This is a genomic window from Bacillus sp. FSL K6-1218 (assembly GCF_038006445.1).
Taxonomy (GTDB): Bacteria; Bacillota; Bacilli; order Bacillales; family Bacillaceae_G; genus Bacillus_A; species Bacillus_A thuringiensis_S.
Genome location: NZ_JBBOVE010000001.1, coordinates 3706105 through 3724851, shown reverse-complemented (window position 1 = coordinate 3724851; position 18747 = coordinate 3706105). Strand labels below are relative to the sequence as shown.

Sequence of the window (18747 nt, the reverse complement as noted above, 5' to 3'; positions counted from 1 at the left end):
AGTCCAAAATTAGTAGTGAGGAGGAGATGAGGATGGGGCAATTAACTGACTCATCAGTACATAGTTCATTAGTATTTGAAGTTAATGGCAAAGTAGTAACGGATAGTTTGGTAATTGCGAAGATATTCAAAAAAAATCACTTCGACGTTTTGAAGGAAGTTCGAAAACAAATTGTATATGTAGGTGAAGAGTTTGGAGGAGAAAATTTTCACGAGTCCACTTATTTTAATTCAAAGAACAGGCGAATCCCTAAATATGATTTAACAGAAGAAGCATTCACGTTACTTGTTATGGGATATACCAGTAGAGAAGCGGTTGGAATGAAAATTAAATTTATGAAAGAGTTCAAACGAATGAAGCAATATATACAAAATCAACAAAATGTGCCAAAGGATCCAATGGGGGTTTTAAAGTTAACATTTGCTGCGTTAGAAGGACATACTCAGGAGATACAAGAGATAAAGTCTGAGGTGAAGGGTTTGCGAGAAAATACGCCGCTTTATGCTATCGAGTGTGAAGAGATAACAAGGGCTGTAAAAAGGTTAGGTGTTATGTTATTGGGAGGTAAAAATTCAAATTCTTATCAGGATATCGGCCTTAGAAGGAAGTTATATAGAGATATTTATAGTCAGTTACATCGGGAATTTGGTGTGAATAGTTATAAAGCTATTAAACGTTATCATTTGGATAGAGCAATACAAATTATTAATGAAGAATATTCAATTCCAACTGTTTTAAATGAAGAAATTACAGTTAAAAACTCACAAATAAATATGGCAGACATTCAGTAGGAGGAAAGAACATGCAAAGAAAGATTTTAGTAATTACTAGCAGTTTAGCAGGGTTACCAACTGTCAGTGAATTTAAAACAAAAGAAGATGCAAAAGAGCAGGTTAGAAAGCTTATTCAAAAAGGAATGAGTCAAAATGTGATTCGTATAACACAAGAAATTCCAATGAATATCGAAATTCAAGTGGATGTTGAATTTGAGGAATAAGAGAGGTTTAGAAGAAAATAGATATGGATAGCATGATTGTTTTGAATGAATGCATAAGAAAAGAATCCGTTGCAGCGGATTCTATAAGAAAAAATATCTCTAGATAAGTATAACATTGAATAGCGTTTTTGAGAATTTATGAGGTGGCTAGTATGGGGATTATTCGAGTGAAAAAAGATAGTAATTATTCCGTTATAAATAATACTGGTTTAAAAGATGAAAGGTTGTCATGGAAAGCGAAAGGAATCTTAGCCTATGCGCTTACATTACCAGACGATTGGACTTTTCATATTAGCGAATTAGCTCGACATGCTAAGGATGGAGAAGATTCGCTCCGTACAGGTTTTAAGGAATTAAAAGAATTAGGTTATGTAAAACGTTATCCTGTTCGTGATGGGAATACGAAAAAAATTACAAGGTGGGATACGGAAATTTACGAAACGCCACAAAGGAACATGCCACAAGTGGAAAACCAAGATGTGGTAAAGCCATATGAGGAAAATCAGAAACTACTAAATACTAATAGACTAACTACTAATAAACGAAATACTAATGATTATGATGATATGGATAAATTAGAATCTCGTGTATTCATCAATGAGAGGGTTAAAGTAAGTTGTAACTTTATTAAGGGGAGGGGCATTCCGTTAAGTGAAATTGCAATTGCAGAGTTGGGGAGTTTTTGTAATTTGTTTAGTGATGAGTTAATTCAGCATGCAATTAATAAAGCCGTTGATGAGAATGCGCCAAGATGGAACTACATTAAGGCTATATTGAGGAATTGGAAGGAGCAAGAAGTTAAAACATTAGTTGATGTGGCCATACTAGATAGACGTTTTGAAATGAGCAAGAAAAAGAAATATAACGGGACAGGTAGGAAGTATTCAAATAGAAAAGAGATTGTACCCGATTGGTTATATAAAGATGATGAATCAACAAATCTAGAAGAGGAAAGAAAAACTGTGCAGTCTATTGATGAAGAGCGTGAGAGATTACAAGAAGTGTTAAATAAATATAGGTCATAAGAAAAAACGTTAGATGATTTTGTTATTTTGAAATATATTACCTTAATAAAAAATAATACATTTATATTCTTTAAAGATTCCCGATGCATAGTGAACAGTATTATAAAGATATTAGTGAATGTTTGGATCAAGTATGAACCATTTGTAATTTCAGTTTATTTCTTAAAGTTCTATGGGAACTGTTAGAAGTTTTTTCAAAAGGATTCAGGAATTAATTACAATATCTGAATTCTAAAGATGTAAGGAACTTATCAATAGAGGGTAAAAAATGTTAGGAAAGGGTTGTGTTTATAAAATGAAAGATAATTTACAAGTAATAAAGATTGAAAAAGTTAATAAGCATATTCATTCTATTAAATTAGTATTAAGAGACTTTGTAAAAAGAACGAAAGTGGGTGAATCGGTAAGTGTTCGAATGGCTCAAAGATTATAAGAAGTTAGAAGAAGAAATTACTTATTTAGAATACAACTTAGATAAATCAAAAGCCGAATTGAAGCGTTGGATTAGTGGTGATTTGCAAAATGTACGATTAACCGCTGAATCGGAAGGGGCTAAGGTAGAAGGACGAATTGAAGTAATTGAATATGAATTAGCTTATAAGATGAATGAAGAGTATGATTTAAAGCTTTTAATTAATAAATTTACAGGACTGGATCATCAAATACTTAAAATGAAATATGTTGATGGAATGACTTTAGAACAAATAGCGTTTGAATTACATTATAGTACAGGCTATATTCGCCGAAAACATGCTGAAATAAGAAAGATTGTCAAGTTTTTAGATGGGTTTTAATGTTACCTTTTTGTAGGATACATGCAGTGTACAGAAAGTATTGAAAAAGTGATTTATAGTAGTAATATAAGATTTCGACGAAAGGGCAACTATTTTTATGGTTGCTCTTTTTGTTGTGAAAGAAGGTGAGTAACGTGAAGTGATTTTATAGATAAATGGGCATTTGGCTTCCGGTTATATTTAGTAAAGTAGTAGGTTTACAGGCGAAAATAATAGCAAATAAGGAGATGTTTAATGATGAATTTATTAGCTGCTTCAGTCAAAACAAAGAATTTGCCACAACAAGTGTTACGTTGGCAATCAATGGTAGAAAGTGAATGTTCCGCACAAGGAGTACCTGAGTTAGTTCCTTACGTACTTGGAATTATTATGGTGGAAAGTGGAGGGAACTCTGAAACAACACCCGATATTATGCAGTCCAGTGAATCACAAGGTTGGCCAATGAATACAATTAAAAATCCTAAGGATTCAATTTATTACGGAGTAAAGCATTTAAAGGGAGCTTTTGATGATGCAAAGAAAAATGGTATTACAGATTTAAGTGCCATTGTTCAATCGTATAATTTTGGACGAGCTTACCTTCGCTGGTTAGCTTCTAACAATAAACAGCATTCATTACCGGTAGCAGATTTGTATTCTAAAACAGTTGTTGCGCCATCACTCGGAAATACAACTGGTGCTATGGTGAAATATAGTCACCCTATCGCTGTTGCCTACAATGGAGGTTATCGATATAAAAACGGGGGGAATTTCTTCTACTCTGAAATTGTTAAACAATATGTAGATTTTGATGAAGGAACTGGTGGTGGTGACAATAAGCCGTTACAACCAAAAGGACTGGGAATTGCAACGTCTAAATACCCAGAAGGATGGGGCATCAATTTATATAGTGGCCCTGGAAAAGATGCTTGGTTCACAGGTCATGTCATTAATACAAAAATGCCATATTTAATTATAGATGCTGCTTGGTATGGCGGGAATGAAAATATGCTTTGCTTAGGTTGGGAAGCCTGGGCGAAAGAAGAACACTTTGAAGTGCAGTGGTTCCATGCTTACTCAAAATATCCAGCAGGTTATGGTATTAACACATATGATGGTCCAAATGGAAATTATAAAGGAAATGTGGATGGATCTTATCCATATGGTGTTTTTGCGAGAAAAGATGGTTACATTGATATTGGACAAAACACATGGGTAAAAGAAGAACATTTTAATGTAAGGTAATAACAAAGGTTTTTTATTATTTGATTTTAAATTATAAATTTTAATATATAGAAAAAATATAAAAGGGTGCTTTTTTAAGTGCCTTTTTATATTACGTATGAATAGAAAGGAAGATTATTATGGCAAAATTTATTTATCCAACAGATACAACGAGAGTAACAAGTGGCTTTCGGGGGAGCAGACCAGATCATCATGGGATAGATCTTGCTGAATCGGGCTATCATCCAATTTATGCAGCAGCTAGCGGACGAGTTAGTCGTTCTTATATTTCATCCAGTTATGGTGAATGTATTATGATTGTGCACACTATTGATGGGGTTACATGGGAAACAGTATATGCCCATATGCGTAGCGGTTCTCGAACGGTGAAAGAAGGTGATTATGTTACGCAAGGACAAACTATTGGAGTTATGGGTAGCACAGGAGAAGTTACTGGTCAACATCTACATTTTGAATTGCATAAAGGGTCTTGGAACATCAATAAGAGTAATGCTGTGAATCCATTAGACTACTTAGGAAAAGGAGACGGTGGTGGTACAACTGACCCTTCTGATAAACCACTACAACCAAAAGGGCTGGGAATTGCAATGTCTAAATACCCAGAAGGATGGGGCATCAATTTATATAGTGGTCCTGGAAAAGATGCTTGGTTTACAGGTCATGTCATTAATACAAAAATGCCATATTTAATTATAGATGCTGCTTGGTATGGCGGGAATGAAAATATGCTTTGCTTAGGTTGGGAAGCCTGGGCAAAAGAAGAACACTTTGAAGTGCAGTGGTTCCATGCTTATTCAAAATATCCAGCAGGTTATGGTATTAACACATATGATGGTCCAAATGGAAATTATAAAGGAAATGTGGATGGATCTTATCCATATGGCGTTTTCGCGAGAAAAGATGGTTACATTGATATTGGACAAAACACATGGGCAAAAGAAGAGCATTTTAATGTAAGATAATATCTTTAAATCAGCATGTATTAAGTAGGATGAAAAAACTTGTTATCATACCTCTTGAGATGAGAATAGTATCTGTAAAATGCTGGGTGGAATATAGGGTGCGATTTTTGAAAGAGCAACTGATGTAAAAAGTTGCTCTTTTTCTTTTTTTGAATGTGAGGACCATAACCCATTATATAGAATATGGCCTGTCTGAGTATTTAGTTTCTAGATGTACTTAATAATTCAGTGGAATTTTAAATGATAAAAAATAAAAAAAGGAGATAATCAGTAATGGAAATTAGAAAAAAATTAGTGGATCCAAGTAAATATGGTATAAAGTGTCCCAATACAATGACACCAGAATTCATCACAGTACATAATACGTACAATGATGCATCAGCAGAAAATGAGATATCGTATATGATTGGGAATAATAATTCAGTGTCGTTTCATGTTGCAGTAGATGACAAAGAAGCAGTACAAGGTATTCCGTTTGATCGTAATGCTTGGCATGCAGGTGATGGTAACGGAAATGGTAATCGTAAATCTATCGGAGTGGAAATTTGCTATTCTCTAAGCGGTGGGGATAGATATTACAAGGCGGAAGATAATGCAGCAATTGTTATTGCTCAGTTAATGAAACAATTCAATATACCGATTAGTAATGTACGTACACATAAATCGTGGAGTGGAAAGCATTGCCCACACCGAATGCTCGATGAAGGAAGAGTGGATCAATTCATTGAGAAGATAAACAAAGCATTTAATGAAGGTAATAATAAACCACTACAACCAAAAGGACTGGGAATTGCAACATCTAAATACCCAGAAGGATGGGGTATCAATTTATATAGTGGTCCTGGAAAAGATGCTTGGTTCACAGGTCATGTCATTAATACGAAAATGCCATATTTAATTATAGATGCTGCTTGGTATGGTGGGAATGAAAATATGTTGTGTCTAGGTTGGGAAGCGTGGGCGAAAGAAGAACACTTTGAAGTAGAGTGGTTCCATGCTTACTCAAAATATCCCGCAGGTTATGGCATTAACACATATGATGGTCCAAATGGAAATTATAAAGGAAATGTGGATGGATCTTATCCATATGGCGTTTTCGCGAGAAAAGATGGTTACATTGATATTGGGCAAAACACATGGGTAAAAGAAGAACATTTTAATGTGAGATAAGGATATGAGAGTAGGATCACTCGTATGATTCTCTTTGATTTTTGAAAAGGAGATGAGAACGATGGAAGAACAAATCTTCAATTCAATGATTCAACAAGGAGCATTCGCAGCTTTATTTGTGTGGATGCTGTTTACTACGCAAAAAAAGAATGAACAGCGCGAAGAACAATATCAAAAAGTTATTGAAAAAAATCAACAGGTCATTGAAGAACAAGCAAAAGCATTTAGTTCGTTGTCGAAGGATTTATCAGATGTTAAGCGGAAAATATTGGGAAACGGGGATGAGAAATAAAATATGATATTAAAGTATTTTTCACGTATGCAGGTTCTCAAATAGGAATTCGATTAATATATAATAATGAGAAAAAGCCCTAATACCGATAAGTATTGGGGCTTTTTCTCATTAGCTATAGTGAATAAGGCTGTGGTGGATTCTTCAAGAGGAAAGAGTGAATGAAGTCTAATGTTAATGTAAATGAAATGAAACCTTGAATGATACTTAGTTTATAGCACAGTCTTATTCAGGGGTTCGTTAGTTCATTTTCTAAATTTAGGGAATAAATATAGTTTAGTACCTTGCAATAAATAATACTAAGTGGTATATTATGGATAAAACAGGTACCGTGTATTGAACAGTACTAAGATAGGGAAGGAGGATGGCACTTGAACGTTCAGTTTAAAAAAGGTGTGCTTGAACTTTGTGTATTAGCACTTGTAAAACGTAAAGATAGTTACGGTTATGAACTTGTTCAGCAAATTTCTAATAAATTTTTAATATCGGAAGGGTCAGTATATCCTTTGTTACGTCGTTTGACGAAAGAAGGGTATTTTCAAACGTATTTAAAGGAATCTACGGAAGGGCCACCTCGTAAATATTATCAATTAACAGAGCAAGGGGAGACGCAATTTCATTTGTTAGTAACAGAATGGCGTGATTTTGCGAAAGGGGTACAAGAAATTATTGAAGGGGTGGAATGGGATGAGTAAAGAAGGGTTTCTTAAAGAATTATCAAGTTATCTTAGAAAGTTACCAGAGGAAGAGAGGCAAGATATTTTATTGGATTATGAAGAGCACTTTCAGTTTGGACTAGAAGAGGGGAAAACTGAATCAGAAATAATTCAGGGCCTTGGTTCTCCGAAAGTAATCGCAAAAGAGTTACTTGCGATGTATCGCTTCGATGAAATGAAAAAAAATCCATCGACTTCAAATGTGACAAGAGCTGTTATGGCAGCGATTGGACTTAGTTTGTTTAATTTTATTATTGTGTTAGGCCCGTTAGTCGCAATTATTGCTTTTATATTTTCTTTTTGGATCGGTGGTATTGCAAGTGTAGTAACACCATTTTTCGTTATTGGAAAAGTATTTATGGGTACTTTTATATGGTTGGATCTTTTCGTTAGTATAACGTTTGTTGGAGTAGGTTTATTGTTATGTATTATCGCTTTTTATAGTACAAAGTGGTTTAAGAGATTGTGTGTACGATATGTAATATGGAACTTCAAAATGATAAAAGGAGAATAAATGATGAAAAAACTATTTTTAATCGCTATCGCTTGTATCATTATTGGAGTAATAGGAATTTCCCAAACATATGAAAAAGCAGTACAAACTGCTGAAAAAGGCGATAAAGAAAATGTAATTAAAAACGAAACATTAAAAAATATAGAAGTTAAGTTAGATGCCGGGGATATTATTGTCCAAAAATCTCCTGACTCTTCTTTTTATATCAAGCAATCAGGAGATGTACGTAAACAAGAGATTCGTATCGCAGAAGATGGTGACACATTAAAAGTTATTGGGGAAAGAGAAAAAGGTGCTTCATTTGATTTTTCTTTTTACGATTTTAGGTTTCAAACGTCTAAATTGACTCTCCTTGTGCCCGAACGCTCTTACCAAGATGTAAAAGTAAATTCATCTGCTGGACAAATCGAAATGAGTGATGTGAAAAGTGATAGCGTAAGTGTTAGAACACTTGCTGGAGAAGTAGAGTTGAAACAAATAACGGCTAAGACTGTGGAGGGATCGACAAAAGCTGGTGAGGTGAACTTTAAGAAGGTATTAGGGAAAGTGACCGCAAAAACAACAAGTGGGGAAATAAATATTCAAGATCATGATTCTCAGTATAATCTAGAAGCAAGTTCAACTGCGGGAGATATAGATATTACTTTATCGGAAAAACCACAAGATGCGGTAATTACTGGGCAAAGTGCTGCCGGAGATGTAACAATTTTTAATGAAGAAAATAAAAATGTAACAATTGGAAATGGTAGTAAAAAGATTAGCGGTAAAACGGCTGCTGGAGATGTGACGATTGAAACTCGTTAATAAGAAATAGAATGCATGGAAATCTATCAAAATACAAAAAAAGAAGATAATTACCGTATATAAATAAGGTAATTATCTTCTTTTTATTATTTTTAATGTAAATCACGATATACGCCAATTACTTTCCCGATAACTGACACTTGTTTTAAAATGATAGGTTCTAATGAAGAATTTTCTGGTTGTAGACGGAAATGGTCTTTTTCTTTATAGAAACGTTTAACAGTTGCTTCGTTATCTTCTGTTAAAGCGACTACAATTTCACCATTATATGCAGACTGTTGTTGGCGAACAACAACTAAATCTCCATCGAAAATACCAGCTTCAATCATACTATCTCCAGAAATACGTAACATGAACACTTGGTCTGCTCCAGCAACAATACTAGCTGGAAGTGGGAAATGTTCCTCTACGCTTTCGACCGCTGTAATTGGTAAACCAGCAGTAACTTTTCCGACAATTGGAACTTGAATAACAGATTGTGTTTCCGTATCCATTCGGTCTTCACCTAAAATTTCAATGGCACGTGGTTTTGTTGGATCGCGTCGAATGTATCCTTTTTCTTCTAATCGTGATAAATGTCCGTGCACTGTAGAACTAGAAGCGAGGCCGACTGCTTGACCAATTTCACGTACGGAAGGTGGATATCCTTTTTCTTGTACTTTTAGCTTAATAAAGTCGAGAATGTCTTGCTGGCGTTTCGTTAACTTTTCCATGTTTTCTAACACCTCGTTTTCTTTCATTTTTCTTATTAATAAGTATAACATGTGAAAAAACATTCTACAAACATAAGTTCGAACAAATGGCGGATTTATGTTACACTATAGGGAAATAATAGGGAGAAAGAGGGGTTCAAAATGAATGCAATTATTTATGCACGTGTAAGTACAACGAAAGAAGCGCAAGAAACATCATTATTACGTCAAAAAGATGAATTATTGCATTTAGCTGAGCGCTATCAAATGAATGTTACTAAGGTGATTGAAGAGCAGGCTAGTGGATATACAATTGAACGTGACGGTATATTAGAGGTGTTGGATACAATTCGAGACGAACAAATCGATGTGTTACTTATACAAGATGAAACGCGCCTTGGTAGAGGAAATGCGAAGATTGCATTAATGCATTGTTTACATAAAGAAGGCATAAAAGTATATACGCATACACATAATGGTGAATTACAATTGTCGGATTCTGATTCGATGGTATTAGATATTATTGGTATTGTTGAAGAATATCAAAGAAAGATTCATAATTTGAAAATTAAACGAGGTATGCAACGTGCAGTAGAAAAAGGTTATCGTCCAGAAAATAATTTAAAAAATCGTCATTTAAGTGTAGGAAGAGAGAAAAAAGAAGTGCCAATTGAGGAAATTGTACGTTTGCGAAAAAGTGAACTCACGTTTGAAGAAATTGCAGCAACATTACGTGGATTTGGTCATAATGTTTCAAAGGCGACTGTACATCGTAGATATGTAGAGTATACGAAGCAATTGCTTGATAAAGAAGAGTAACTATTGTATGATAATAATCAGTTTTGATTAGAAGGGGGATTCGAGATGATTAATCACGAACTCGTTGAACGCATTAACTTCTTAGCGAAAAAAGCAAAAGCTGAAGGTTTAACTGAAGAAGAGCAACGTGAGCGTCAATCGCTACGTGAACAATATTTAAAAGGATTTCGTCAAAATATGTTAAACGAACTTAAAGGTATTAAAGTTGTTAACGAAGAAGGTACAGATGTTACACCGACGAAATTAAAAGCTTTAAAAAAGCAAGATAATGCAAAATTAAATTAAAAGATGGGCGAAGCCCATCTTTTTTATTTGTAAAAATCGTCATTTAATAACTTTCCAGTTGTTATTAACTGTTGCTTCTATCGTTCTATGTTCCAATATATAATTAGCGATAAGTTCAGACATATCTGTGGGTATATCTTTTACTACCGGTTTGCTTTGAAACATAAAGAAATTTCCCCCGCCACTTGCACGATAATTATTCATTACAACGTCATATTCTTCATTCATATTAAGAGGAGCACTGTTATGCTGTAAAGATTCTACTCTTTCACCAATTGGTTTTGAAATGTTTAATACGTATGAAATCCCTTCCCACATATCATAATTATAATGTTGTGGCTTTGGTTCTATGTAGGTAGGACTTACGGTGATGGATCCATCTGTTTTTAATGTGAAATAAGAAGCAGAGAGTTCAAGAGCATTTTTTATATCTGCTCCAGTTATTCTAATTACTTTTAATGTGTTTGGATAAATATAATTAGAAACGATATCACGCATTGTTACATGTTCAGGGAAACCTGGAGATGTATTATGGAACAAACTTGTACAAGAAATTGATACATTAGCTATATCCATCTGTATTTTATTTATGAATTCGATAAAAGGATGATCATGCAAACGAGTTTGCATAGCATCAGAAATTTGCATGTCCCCCTGAATGATTCCAATAGGTTGATCAAGCCACCTTTGTGTTTTCTCTTCGTAATCGGCTACCAATGAAAGTACATCTTGGTCCGCCTCAACTCCTTGTACAGATAATAATTCAGAACAACTCTCTTTTTTCACCCATTTATGTTTCGTTTTTTCGAATGTTACTTTTACTTTTCCGACTGAGTGTCCATTGCATCCGGTCTGTAAAATTGTTACACCGTTAGCCATTGTGTGAGAAATTTCTCGGTGTTGATGACCTGTTAGTAAAAGATCTATGCCTTCAATTTCATGGCACATTGCATATCCTTGGTTTTCACCTGTTAACACTTCAGTCGGTTCCCCGGTTTGTAAATCTCTTTCAAATCCACCGTGATAGGCTACGACTAATAAATCGGGTTTCTCATGTTCGCGAATATAAGAAACCCATTTTTTTGTAGTCTTTAATGCATCTTCAAATAGTAAATCTTTAATGTGATGGGCCTGTTCCCAATTTGGGATGTAATGTGTTGTTACCCCTAAAATAGCAATTTTTATATTGGATTCAATCTGTTTGATTAAATAAGGTTTTCCGAAATAGGGTTTTTTTATGTTTTTATCTAAAATGTTTGCTGATAGGTACGGGAAGTTCGCAGTAGTCACAGCATTATTTAATATATCCATCCCGTAATTAAATTCATGATTGCCGATAATTGCAGCGTCATACTGTAAGTAATTCGCTAATAAGGACATTGGATTTTTTTTGTTTTTTTCGTATGTAACGTAATGATAAGTAAATGGTGTTCCTTGAATAAAGTCGCCATTATCAATTAAAAGAACGTTTGTATTTTGGGAACGTTCTTTTTTTATAAGAGTAGAAATTTTAGCTAAACCAAGTTCTGCTGGGGAGTTATCTTGGTAGTGAATGGGATAAACAGTGCCATGTATATCGCTTGTTAATAAGATGTTTAAAGTTACAGTTTGATTTTGTTCCAATATGACTCACCTTTTCTATTGTTATCTTCCAATTAATCATATCAAATATGTGAAGTGAATTTTGATGTGAATGTATAGAATGTGTAAAGATTCTGTAAATAACCAATTGTGTATCAAAATATGTGATATATTTCTTCATGTTTACGGAAGGTTATTTTATAACAAGAAAAATGGAGGCATTAATATGTTGAAAAAAGTTTTTGCAATGAGTACAACAGTTGTACTAGCGGCGGGATTATTAAGTGGCTGCGGGACGAAAGAGTCAAGTGCAAGTAAAAATGAAGATACGAAAAAAGGTTATGTACCAAAGACCTTAAATGTTCAATTTGTTCCTTCTCAAAATGCGGATACGTTAGAGGCAAAGGCAAAACCATTGGAAAAGCTATTAAGCGATAAATTAAATATTCCGGTAAAAGTTAGTATTTCAACTAACTACAATACAATTGTAGAAGCGATGGCATCTAAACAAGTAGATGTAGGATTTTTACCGCCAACAGCGTACGTATTAGCACATGAAAAGAAGGCTGCAAATGTAATTTTGCAAGCACAACGTTTTGGAGTAGAGGATGAAACAGGAGCTCCTACAAAAGATTTAGTAGACTATTATAAATCTGAGTTTGTTGTTAAAAAAGACTCTAATATAAATAGTGTAAAAGATTTAAAAGGTAAAAAAATTGGTTATCAAGATGTAACATCATCAGCAGGATATGTATGGCCTGCAGCTGTTCTATTAAAAGAGGGAATTGATCCGCTAAAGGATGTGAAACCTGTTACATTAAAAGGCCATGATCAGTCACTTATTGCACTTTTAAATGGTGATGTAGATGCAGCTGTTGTATTCCAAGATGCTCGTAATATTGTAAAAAAAGATTATCCGAATATATTTGATCAAACGAAAATAGTGAAATTTACTGAGAAAATTCCGAACGATACAATTTCTGTACGTTCTGATTTAGATGCAGAGTGGAGCAAGAAATTACAAGATGCTTTCATTGAAATTGGAAAAAATGAGGAAGGCCGTAAAATCATTAAAGAAGTATATTCTCATGAAGGATATATTAAATCTGATGATAGTAAATTTGATATTGTTCGTGAATATGGAAAGACAGTGAAGACGCAATAATACATAGTGAAGTGGCGGCTAGCTGGAAGGTGTGAGATTTCAGTTAGTTTGCCGTTTTTTAGTTATTGATAATACATTGAAAGTAGGTAAGATGTGTGATAGAGTTTCGAAATGTTTCCAAAATGTATCCGAATGGAACAAAGGGATTGAATAATATAAATTTAAAGATTCAAAAAGGTGAGTTTATTGTAATGGTCGGATTATCCGGAGCTGGAAAATCTACACTTCTCAGATCCGTAAATCGTCTTCATGAGATTACCGAAGGAGAAATCATTATTGAAGGTGAGTCTATTACTGCTGCGAAAGGAAAAGGATTAAGGCGTATGCGCCGGGATATCGGTATGATCTTCCAAAGTTTTAACCTTGTAAAGCGATCAACAGTATTAAAAAATGTATTAGCTGGTCGTGTTGGATATCATTCCACATTACGTACAACGTTAGGTTTGTTTCCGAAAGAAGATGTGGAGCTCGCATTTCAAGCGTTAAAAAGAGTGAATATTTTAGAAAAAGCATATGCACGTGCTGATGAATTATCAGGAGGACAACAGCAACGTGTATCGATAGCTAGAGCATTGGCACAAGAAGCAAAAATCATATTGGCAGATGAGCCTGTTGCATCGTTAGATCCACTTACGACAAAGCAAGTGCTAGATGATTTGAAAAAAATTAATGAAGATTTTGGAATCACGACAATTGTAAATTTACATTCTATTGATTTGGCTAGACAATATGCGACACGCATTATCGGATTACATGCAGGAGAAATTGTTTTTGACGGTTTAGTAGAAGAAGCAACGGATGAAAAATTTGCTGAAATTTATGGGGACGTTGCTCAGAAAAGCGAATTATTAGAGGTGGTAGTAAAATGAATGACGTGACGATATATTCAAATGAAATACCGAAGCCGCCGAGTAAATTGAAACATATGTTAACGTTTATTTTAGTTATTTTAATGCTGTGGAGTAGTAGTGTACAAGTAGATGCATCATTTTCAAAACTGGTAGACGGTTTTCCTAATATGGTAGATCTATTGAAAGAAATGGTGCCACCTGATTGGAGTTATTTTCAAGTTATTACAACAGCGATGTTAGATACAATACGTATGGCGATTATTGGGACGACCTTAGGAGCGATTTTAGCTATTCCACTTGCATTGTTTGCAGCAAGTAATGTGTTTACTAACACATTTTTATACAGTCTAGCTCGAATGATTTTAAATTTTATACGAACGATACCAGATTTATTATTGGCGGCTATTTTCGTAGCGATTTTTGGAATTGGGCCACTTCCAGGTATTTTGGCTCTTACTTTTTTTTCAATTGGACTTGTAGCGAAATTGTTGTATGAATCAATTGAATCAATTGACCCTGGCCCATTAGAAGCGATGACAGCTGTAGGGGCTACTAAGGTGCAATGGATTGTTTATGGAGTCATTCCACAAGTAAAAGCACACTTTGTTTCCTATGTACTATATACATTTGAGGTGAATGTACGTGCAGCGGCTGTCCTAGGTTTAGTAGGAGCAGGTGGTATTGGACTATATTATGATCGTACACTTGGATTTTTACAATATCAACAAACTGCATCTATTATCATCTATACTCTTGTTGTTGTATTGGTAATTGATTATGTAAGTACATTGTTGCGGGAGAAATTATAATGAGTAAAACGACTATAATCGTACCAAAACCGAAGAAACCGAGTATATATCGCTGGGTTATTTTTATAGCAATTACATTTGTTTATGTTTGGGCCTTTTCAGGAGTACCACTAGAGGGAATAAAGGAAACGACGGGAGAAATCACGAAAGCAATTATGACAGGGATATTGAATCCAGACTGGTCGTATGTATCTTTGCCAGATGGTGAAGATTTATTACATGGATTAATTGATACGTTGGCAATTGCAATATTAGGAACATTTATTTCTGCATTTTTATCTGTTCCGTTTGCCTTTTGGGCGGCAACGAATATGAGTAGTGGAAAATTAACTTCAGGATCTGGGAAATTTGTACTTAGTTTTGTTCGTACGTTTCCTGAATTAGTTATGGCTCTTTTATTTATAAAAGCTGTTGGACCAGGCTCTTTTGCAGGAGTATTAGCTCTAGGATTACATTCTATTGGAATGTTAGGGAAACTATATTCAGAAGGAATTGAAAACATAGATAAAGGACCGACGGAAGCGTTACTAGCAACAGGGGCAAATCGATTTCAAATACTTTGGTATGCAGTGTTACCACAAGTGTTACCGGATTTTCTATCGTATACGTTATACAGATTTGAAATTAATGTAAGGTCCGCTGCGATATTAGGTGTTATTGGAGCAGGGGGGATTGGTACACCGTTAATTTTTGCGCTGAGTTCACGGAATTGGTCTCGTGTTGGGATTATTTTATTAGGTATCATTTTAATGGTAATTATAATTGATTTGATTTCAAGTTCGATTCGGAAACGGATTGTTTAACTTATTTGAAAAGCATCGAAGTTAGATGCTTTTTTATGTTTTTAAAAACATAATGAAAAAAGTAAGTATAGAAAAGAAATTTGTATAAATATACAGATAATTCCCTTTCTTTTTAAAATAAAAATAATGAAAAAGTATGTCATATTGAATACCCATACATTCCCGGAAACATTGATTTTTTTATAAAAAATCAAAAAAATATCAACATATTTGTCGATACATGTTGTATAATCTTGCGTGGGAAGCTATCATATAAATGTATAAAACGTTTACTAATATAAGCGAAGGGAAGAATAGCATGTCACATTCAATCGAACAACTTTCTATCAACACGATTCGCACATTATCCATCGATGCGATTGAAAAAGCAAACTCTGGTCACCCAGGAATGCCAATGGGTGCAGCACCAATGGCTTATACATTATGGACTCAATTTATGAAACACAATCCAAATAACCCAACGTGGTTTAACCGTGATCGTTTCGTATTATCTGCAGGTCATGGTTCAATGTTATTATACAGCCTACTTCACCTATCTGGTTATGATGTAACAATGGATGACTTAAAGAACTTCCGTCAATGGGGAAGCAAAACTCCAGGACATCCTGAGTACGGTCATACAGCTGGTGTAGATGCAACGACTGGTCCACTTGGACAAGGTATTGCAACTGCTGTAGGTATGGCAATGGCTGAAAGGCATTTAGCTGCTAAATATAACCGTGATGCGTATAATGTAGTAGATCATTATACATACGCTATTTGTGGTGATGGAGATTTAATGGAAGGCGTTTCTGCTGAAGCATCTTCATTAGCTGCTCATTTACAATTAGGTCGCCTTGTTGTGCTTTATGATTCAAACGATATTTCATTAGATGGCGATTTAAATCGTTCATTCTCTGAAAGTGTAGAAGATCGTTACAAAGCATACGGATGGCAAGTAATCCGTGTTGAGGATGGAAACGATATTGAAGCAATTGCGAAAGCAATTGAAGAAGCGAAAGCTGACGAAAAACGCCCAACGCTAATTGAAGTAAGAACGACAATTGGTTTCGGTTCTCCAAACAAATCAGGAAAATCAGCTTCACATGGTTCTCCACTTGGTGTAGAAGAAACAAAATTAACGAAAGAAGCATATGCTTGGACTGCTGCGCAAGATTTCCACGTAGCAGAAGAGGTGTACGACAACTTCCGTAAAGCAGTACAAGATGTTGGTGAAACTACGCAAGCAGAGTGGAACACTATGCTAGGTGAATATGCACAAGCATACCCAGAATTAGCAAACGAATTCCAAGCAGCAATGAACGGTCAACTTCCAGAAGGTTGGGAGCAAAACTTACCAACTTATGAATTAGGATCAAAAGCAGCAACTCGTAATTCTTCTGGTGCTGTAATTAATGCAATTGCAGAATCTGTACCATCATTCTTCGGTGGATCTGCTGACCTTGCTGGTTCTAACAAAACATACATGAATAACGAAAAAGACTTTACAAGAGACGATTACAGCGGTAAAAACATTTGGTACGGTGTACGTGAGTTCGCAATGGGTGCAGCAATGAACGGTATTGCACTACATGGCGGTTTAAAAACTTACGGTGGTACGTTCTTCGTATTCTCTGATTACTTACGTCCAGCAATTCGCCTTGCAGCATTAATGCAATTGCCAGTAACGTATGTATTCACACATGACAGTATCGCTGTTGGTGAAGATGGTCCAACACATGAACCAGTCGAGCAATTAGCAGCGCTTCGTGCAATGCCGAACGTTTCTGTTATCCGTCCAGCTGATGGTAACGAATCTGTTGCAGCTTGGAGACTGGCTTTAGAATCTACAAACAAACCAACTGCTTTAGTATTAACTCGTCAAGACCTTCCAACATTAGAAGGTGCAAAAGATGATACCTATGAAAAAGTAGCAAAAGGTGCATATGTAGTTTCTGCAAGCAAGAAAGAAACGGCTGATGTTATCTTACTTGCAACTGGATCTGAAGTAAGCCTAGCTGTTGAAGCTCAAAAAGCATTAGCAACAGACGGCGTTGACGCAGCTGTTGTCAGCATGCCATCTATGGATCGTTTTGAAGCTCAAACTGCAGAGTACAAAGAATCTGTATTACCAAAAGCAGTAACAAAACGTTTCGCAATTGAAATGGGTGCTACATTCGGATGGCACCGTTACGTAGGTCTTGAAGGAGATGTGTTAGGTATCGATACATTCGGTGCTTCTGCTCCTGGTGAGAAGATTATGGAAGAGTATGGATTTACTGTAGAGAACGTTGTTCGTAAAGTAAAAGAAATGCTTTAATGATTTCAGAAAAATCTCTCCGGCATGGAGAGATTTTTCTATGTAAATGAGTTTTTTCGACAGAAAAAGTTTTTTATCTCTCCACAGTCAGACAATCATTGCAAATTTTCTTATATATAATGAAGAGAAAAGGTTGTCCAGATTGGGAGGGGAAAAATGAAAACGTATGAATTGTATTTAATTCAAGAGGATATTGCGAAATCTTATTTTGGTCGTGAATATTTGTTTTTTGATTTATTTGCTCGATTTTCAGAATCTGGGTCCCTTTCGGAGAAAAAAGTGTTATATAAACAAATGATGTATATAACGAAACCATTGCAAGTAATGAAAATTCATCATAAATTAGAACAAGCTTTGCGCGTTCTTGGTAAATATGATAGAACACATCATACACATACACTTTATACGGGAGCGGAGTACGGTGAAATAATGGTGAAACCGCACTATATTCGTATGAATACCTCTGGAAATGTCTCTATGGAAACGACTTTCTTTGAGGTGTTAAGAAAGTGTGAATTAACATTTTTAGCTATGGATTATGAAAATACAAAGTACGGATGGCTGAATCCTCTAAAACAAGTACGAACATATGTGTAAAAAATGTCGAATTGTATCTTGTCTTATTGAAAAGGTTTTAGTACACTGTAAGGTAGACAACATGAAGGAGGAAAATATATGCCAATTTGGTTAGGTATTCTAGTGGGCGTAGTAGCACTAGTAGCAGGCGTGGCGTTAGGATTTTTCATTGCCCGCAAATACATGATGAATTACTTACAAAAAAATCCACCAATTAACGAACAAATGTTAAAAATGATGATGATGCAAATGGGACAAAAACCTTCCCAAAAGAAAATCAATCAAATGATGAGCGCGATGAACAAGCAACAAATGAAATAAGCGCTAAAAGACACTCACTAAGAGTGTCTTTCTTTTTGTTAGTTACAG

At 35.0% G+C, this 18747-nt stretch carries 23 protein-coding genes; 21 read left to right on the top strand and 2 right to left on the bottom strand.

Annotated features, from left to right (window positions below; genetic code table 11):
- Window positions 1-32 precede the first annotated feature (32 nt).
- From MHI26_RS18850 to MHI26_RS18795, 12 genes are all read left to right on the top strand, one after another.
- On the top strand, window positions 33-791 hold the full coding sequence (locus MHI26_RS18850; RefSeq protein ID WP_000531299.1) for an ORF6C domain-containing protein: 759 nt from the start codon (window positions 33-35) through the stop codon (window positions 789-791).
- Between the two features lie 11 nt (window positions 792-802).
- Entirely contained in the window at window positions 803-997 is a 195-nt protein-coding gene (locus MHI26_RS18845; protein WP_001189064.1) for a hypothetical protein, read from the top strand.
- Between the two features lie 152 nt (window positions 998-1149).
- A complete protein-coding gene (locus MHI26_RS18840; protein WP_000511423.1) occupies window positions 1150-2022 on the top strand; it encodes a DnaD domain protein in 873 nt (290 codons plus the stop codon).
- Window positions 2023-2290: 268 nt separating this feature from the next.
- Complete coding sequence (locus tag MHI26_RS18835) at window positions 2291-2455, top strand: hypothetical protein (RefSeq protein WP_340808800.1); 165 nt, start codon at window positions 2291-2293, stop codon at window positions 2453-2455.
- Entirely contained in the window at window positions 2430-2816 is a 387-nt protein-coding gene (locus MHI26_RS18830) for a hypothetical protein (protein ID WP_000464433.1), read from the top strand. The genes MHI26_RS18835 and MHI26_RS18830 overlap by 26 nt, the downstream gene beginning before the upstream one ends.
- A 237-nt stretch (window positions 2817-3053) precedes the next feature.
- The gene (locus MHI26_RS18825; protein ID WP_176520926.1) at window positions 3054-4040 is read left to right on the top strand and encodes a lysozyme family protein; all 987 of its coding nucleotides are present in this window, start codon (window positions 3054-3056) and stop codon (window positions 4038-4040) included.
- Window positions 4041-4159: 119 nt separating this feature from the next.
- Complete coding sequence (locus MHI26_RS18820; RefSeq protein ID WP_097889000.1) at window positions 4160-5002, top strand: M23 family metallopeptidase; 843 nt, start codon at window positions 4160-4162, stop codon at window positions 5000-5002.
- Window positions 5003-5275: 273 nt separating this feature from the next.
- Window positions 5276-6172 (top strand): peptidoglycan recognition protein family protein, encoded by an 897-nt coding sequence (locus MHI26_RS18815; RefSeq protein WP_061667546.1) that lies wholly within the window; start codon window positions 5276-5278, stop codon window positions 6170-6172.
- Window positions 6173-6233: 61 nt separating this feature from the next.
- Window positions 6234-6464, top strand: a complete 231-nt coding sequence (locus tag MHI26_RS18810; protein WP_000392445.1) for a BhlA/UviB family holin-like peptide — start codon at window positions 6234-6236, stop codon at window positions 6462-6464.
- A gap of 371 nt (window positions 6465-6835) precedes the next feature.
- Window positions 6836-7159 carry a PadR family transcriptional regulator gene (locus tag MHI26_RS18805; RefSeq protein WP_001102628.1) on the top strand — a complete coding sequence of 108 codons (324 nt, stop codon included), beginning with the start codon at window positions 6836-6838 and terminating at the stop codon, window positions 7157-7159.
- Entirely contained in the window at window positions 7152-7694 is a 543-nt protein-coding gene (locus MHI26_RS18800) for a DUF1700 domain-containing protein (RefSeq protein ID WP_000031383.1), read from the top strand. Before MHI26_RS18805 ends, MHI26_RS18800 begins: the two co-directional genes overlap by 8 nt.
- Entirely contained in the window at window positions 7695-8498 is an 804-nt protein-coding gene (locus tag MHI26_RS18795) for a DUF4097 family beta strand repeat-containing protein (protein WP_003307568.1), read from the top strand. It abuts the gene before it with no gap.
- Between the two features lie 92 nt (window positions 8499-8590).
- On the opposite strand, the gene lexA is transcribed toward MHI26_RS18795, so the two are convergent.
- Window positions 8591-9211, bottom strand: a complete 621-nt coding sequence (gene lexA / locus MHI26_RS18790; protein ID WP_000413738.1) for a transcriptional repressor LexA — start codon at window positions 9209-9211, stop codon at window positions 8591-8593.
- A gap of 141 nt (window positions 9212-9352) precedes the next feature.
- Between lexA and MHI26_RS18785 the strand changes: the two genes are divergently transcribed.
- Window positions 9353-10009, top strand: a complete 657-nt coding sequence (locus MHI26_RS18785) for a YneB family resolvase-like protein (protein ID WP_000991471.1) — start codon at window positions 9353-9355, stop codon at window positions 10007-10009.
- A 45-nt stretch (window positions 10010-10054) separates the two neighbouring features.
- Complete coding sequence (locus tag MHI26_RS18780; protein ID WP_000607015.1) at window positions 10055-10294, top strand: DUF896 domain-containing protein; 240 nt, start codon at window positions 10055-10057, stop codon at window positions 10292-10294.
- Between the two features lie 39 nt (window positions 10295-10333).
- On the opposite strand, the gene MHI26_RS18775 is transcribed toward MHI26_RS18780, so the two are convergent.
- On the bottom strand, window positions 10334-11917 hold the full coding sequence (locus MHI26_RS18775; RefSeq protein ID WP_061667545.1) for a bifunctional metallophosphatase/5'-nucleotidase: 1584 nt from the start codon (window positions 11915-11917) through the stop codon (window positions 10334-10336).
- A gap of 184 nt (window positions 11918-12101) precedes the next feature.
- Between MHI26_RS18775 and MHI26_RS18770 the strand changes: the two genes are divergently transcribed.
- From MHI26_RS18770 to MHI26_RS18740, 7 genes are all read left to right on the top strand, one after another.
- A complete protein-coding gene (locus MHI26_RS18770; protein ID WP_000915063.1) occupies window positions 12102-13040 on the top strand; it encodes a phosphate/phosphite/phosphonate ABC transporter substrate-binding protein in 939 nt (312 codons plus the stop codon).
- A gap of 95 nt (window positions 13041-13135) precedes the next feature.
- Entirely contained in the window at window positions 13136-13909 is a 774-nt protein-coding gene (phnC, locus tag MHI26_RS18765; RefSeq protein ID WP_061667544.1) for a phosphonate ABC transporter ATP-binding protein, read from the top strand.
- A complete protein-coding gene (gene phnE, locus MHI26_RS18760) occupies window positions 13906-14700 on the top strand; it encodes a phosphonate ABC transporter, permease protein PhnE (protein ID WP_001000775.1) in 795 nt (264 codons plus the stop codon). The genes phnC and phnE (MHI26_RS18760) overlap by 4 nt, the downstream gene beginning before the upstream one ends.
- The gene (gene phnE, locus MHI26_RS18755; protein WP_061667543.1) at window positions 14700-15503 is read left to right on the top strand and encodes a phosphonate ABC transporter, permease protein PhnE; all 804 of its coding nucleotides are present in this window, start codon (window positions 14700-14702) and stop codon (window positions 15501-15503) included. The genes phnE (MHI26_RS18760) and phnE (MHI26_RS18755) overlap by 1 nt, the downstream gene beginning before the upstream one ends.
- A 298-nt stretch (window positions 15504-15801) precedes the next feature.
- Window positions 15802-17802, top strand: coding sequence for a transketolase (tkt, locus tag MHI26_RS18750; protein WP_000019765.1), 2001 nt, complete (start codon window positions 15802-15804; stop codon window positions 17800-17802).
- A 156-nt stretch (window positions 17803-17958) separates the two neighbouring features.
- A complete protein-coding gene (gene sirA, locus MHI26_RS18745; RefSeq protein ID WP_000860652.1) occupies window positions 17959-18399 on the top strand; it encodes a sporulation inhibitor of replication protein SirA in 441 nt (146 codons plus the stop codon).
- Between the two features lie 78 nt (window positions 18400-18477).
- Window positions 18478-18699 (top strand): YneF family protein, encoded by a 222-nt coding sequence (locus MHI26_RS18740; RefSeq protein WP_001123317.1) that lies wholly within the window; start codon window positions 18478-18480, stop codon window positions 18697-18699.
- Window positions 18700-18747 lie beyond the last annotated feature (48 nt).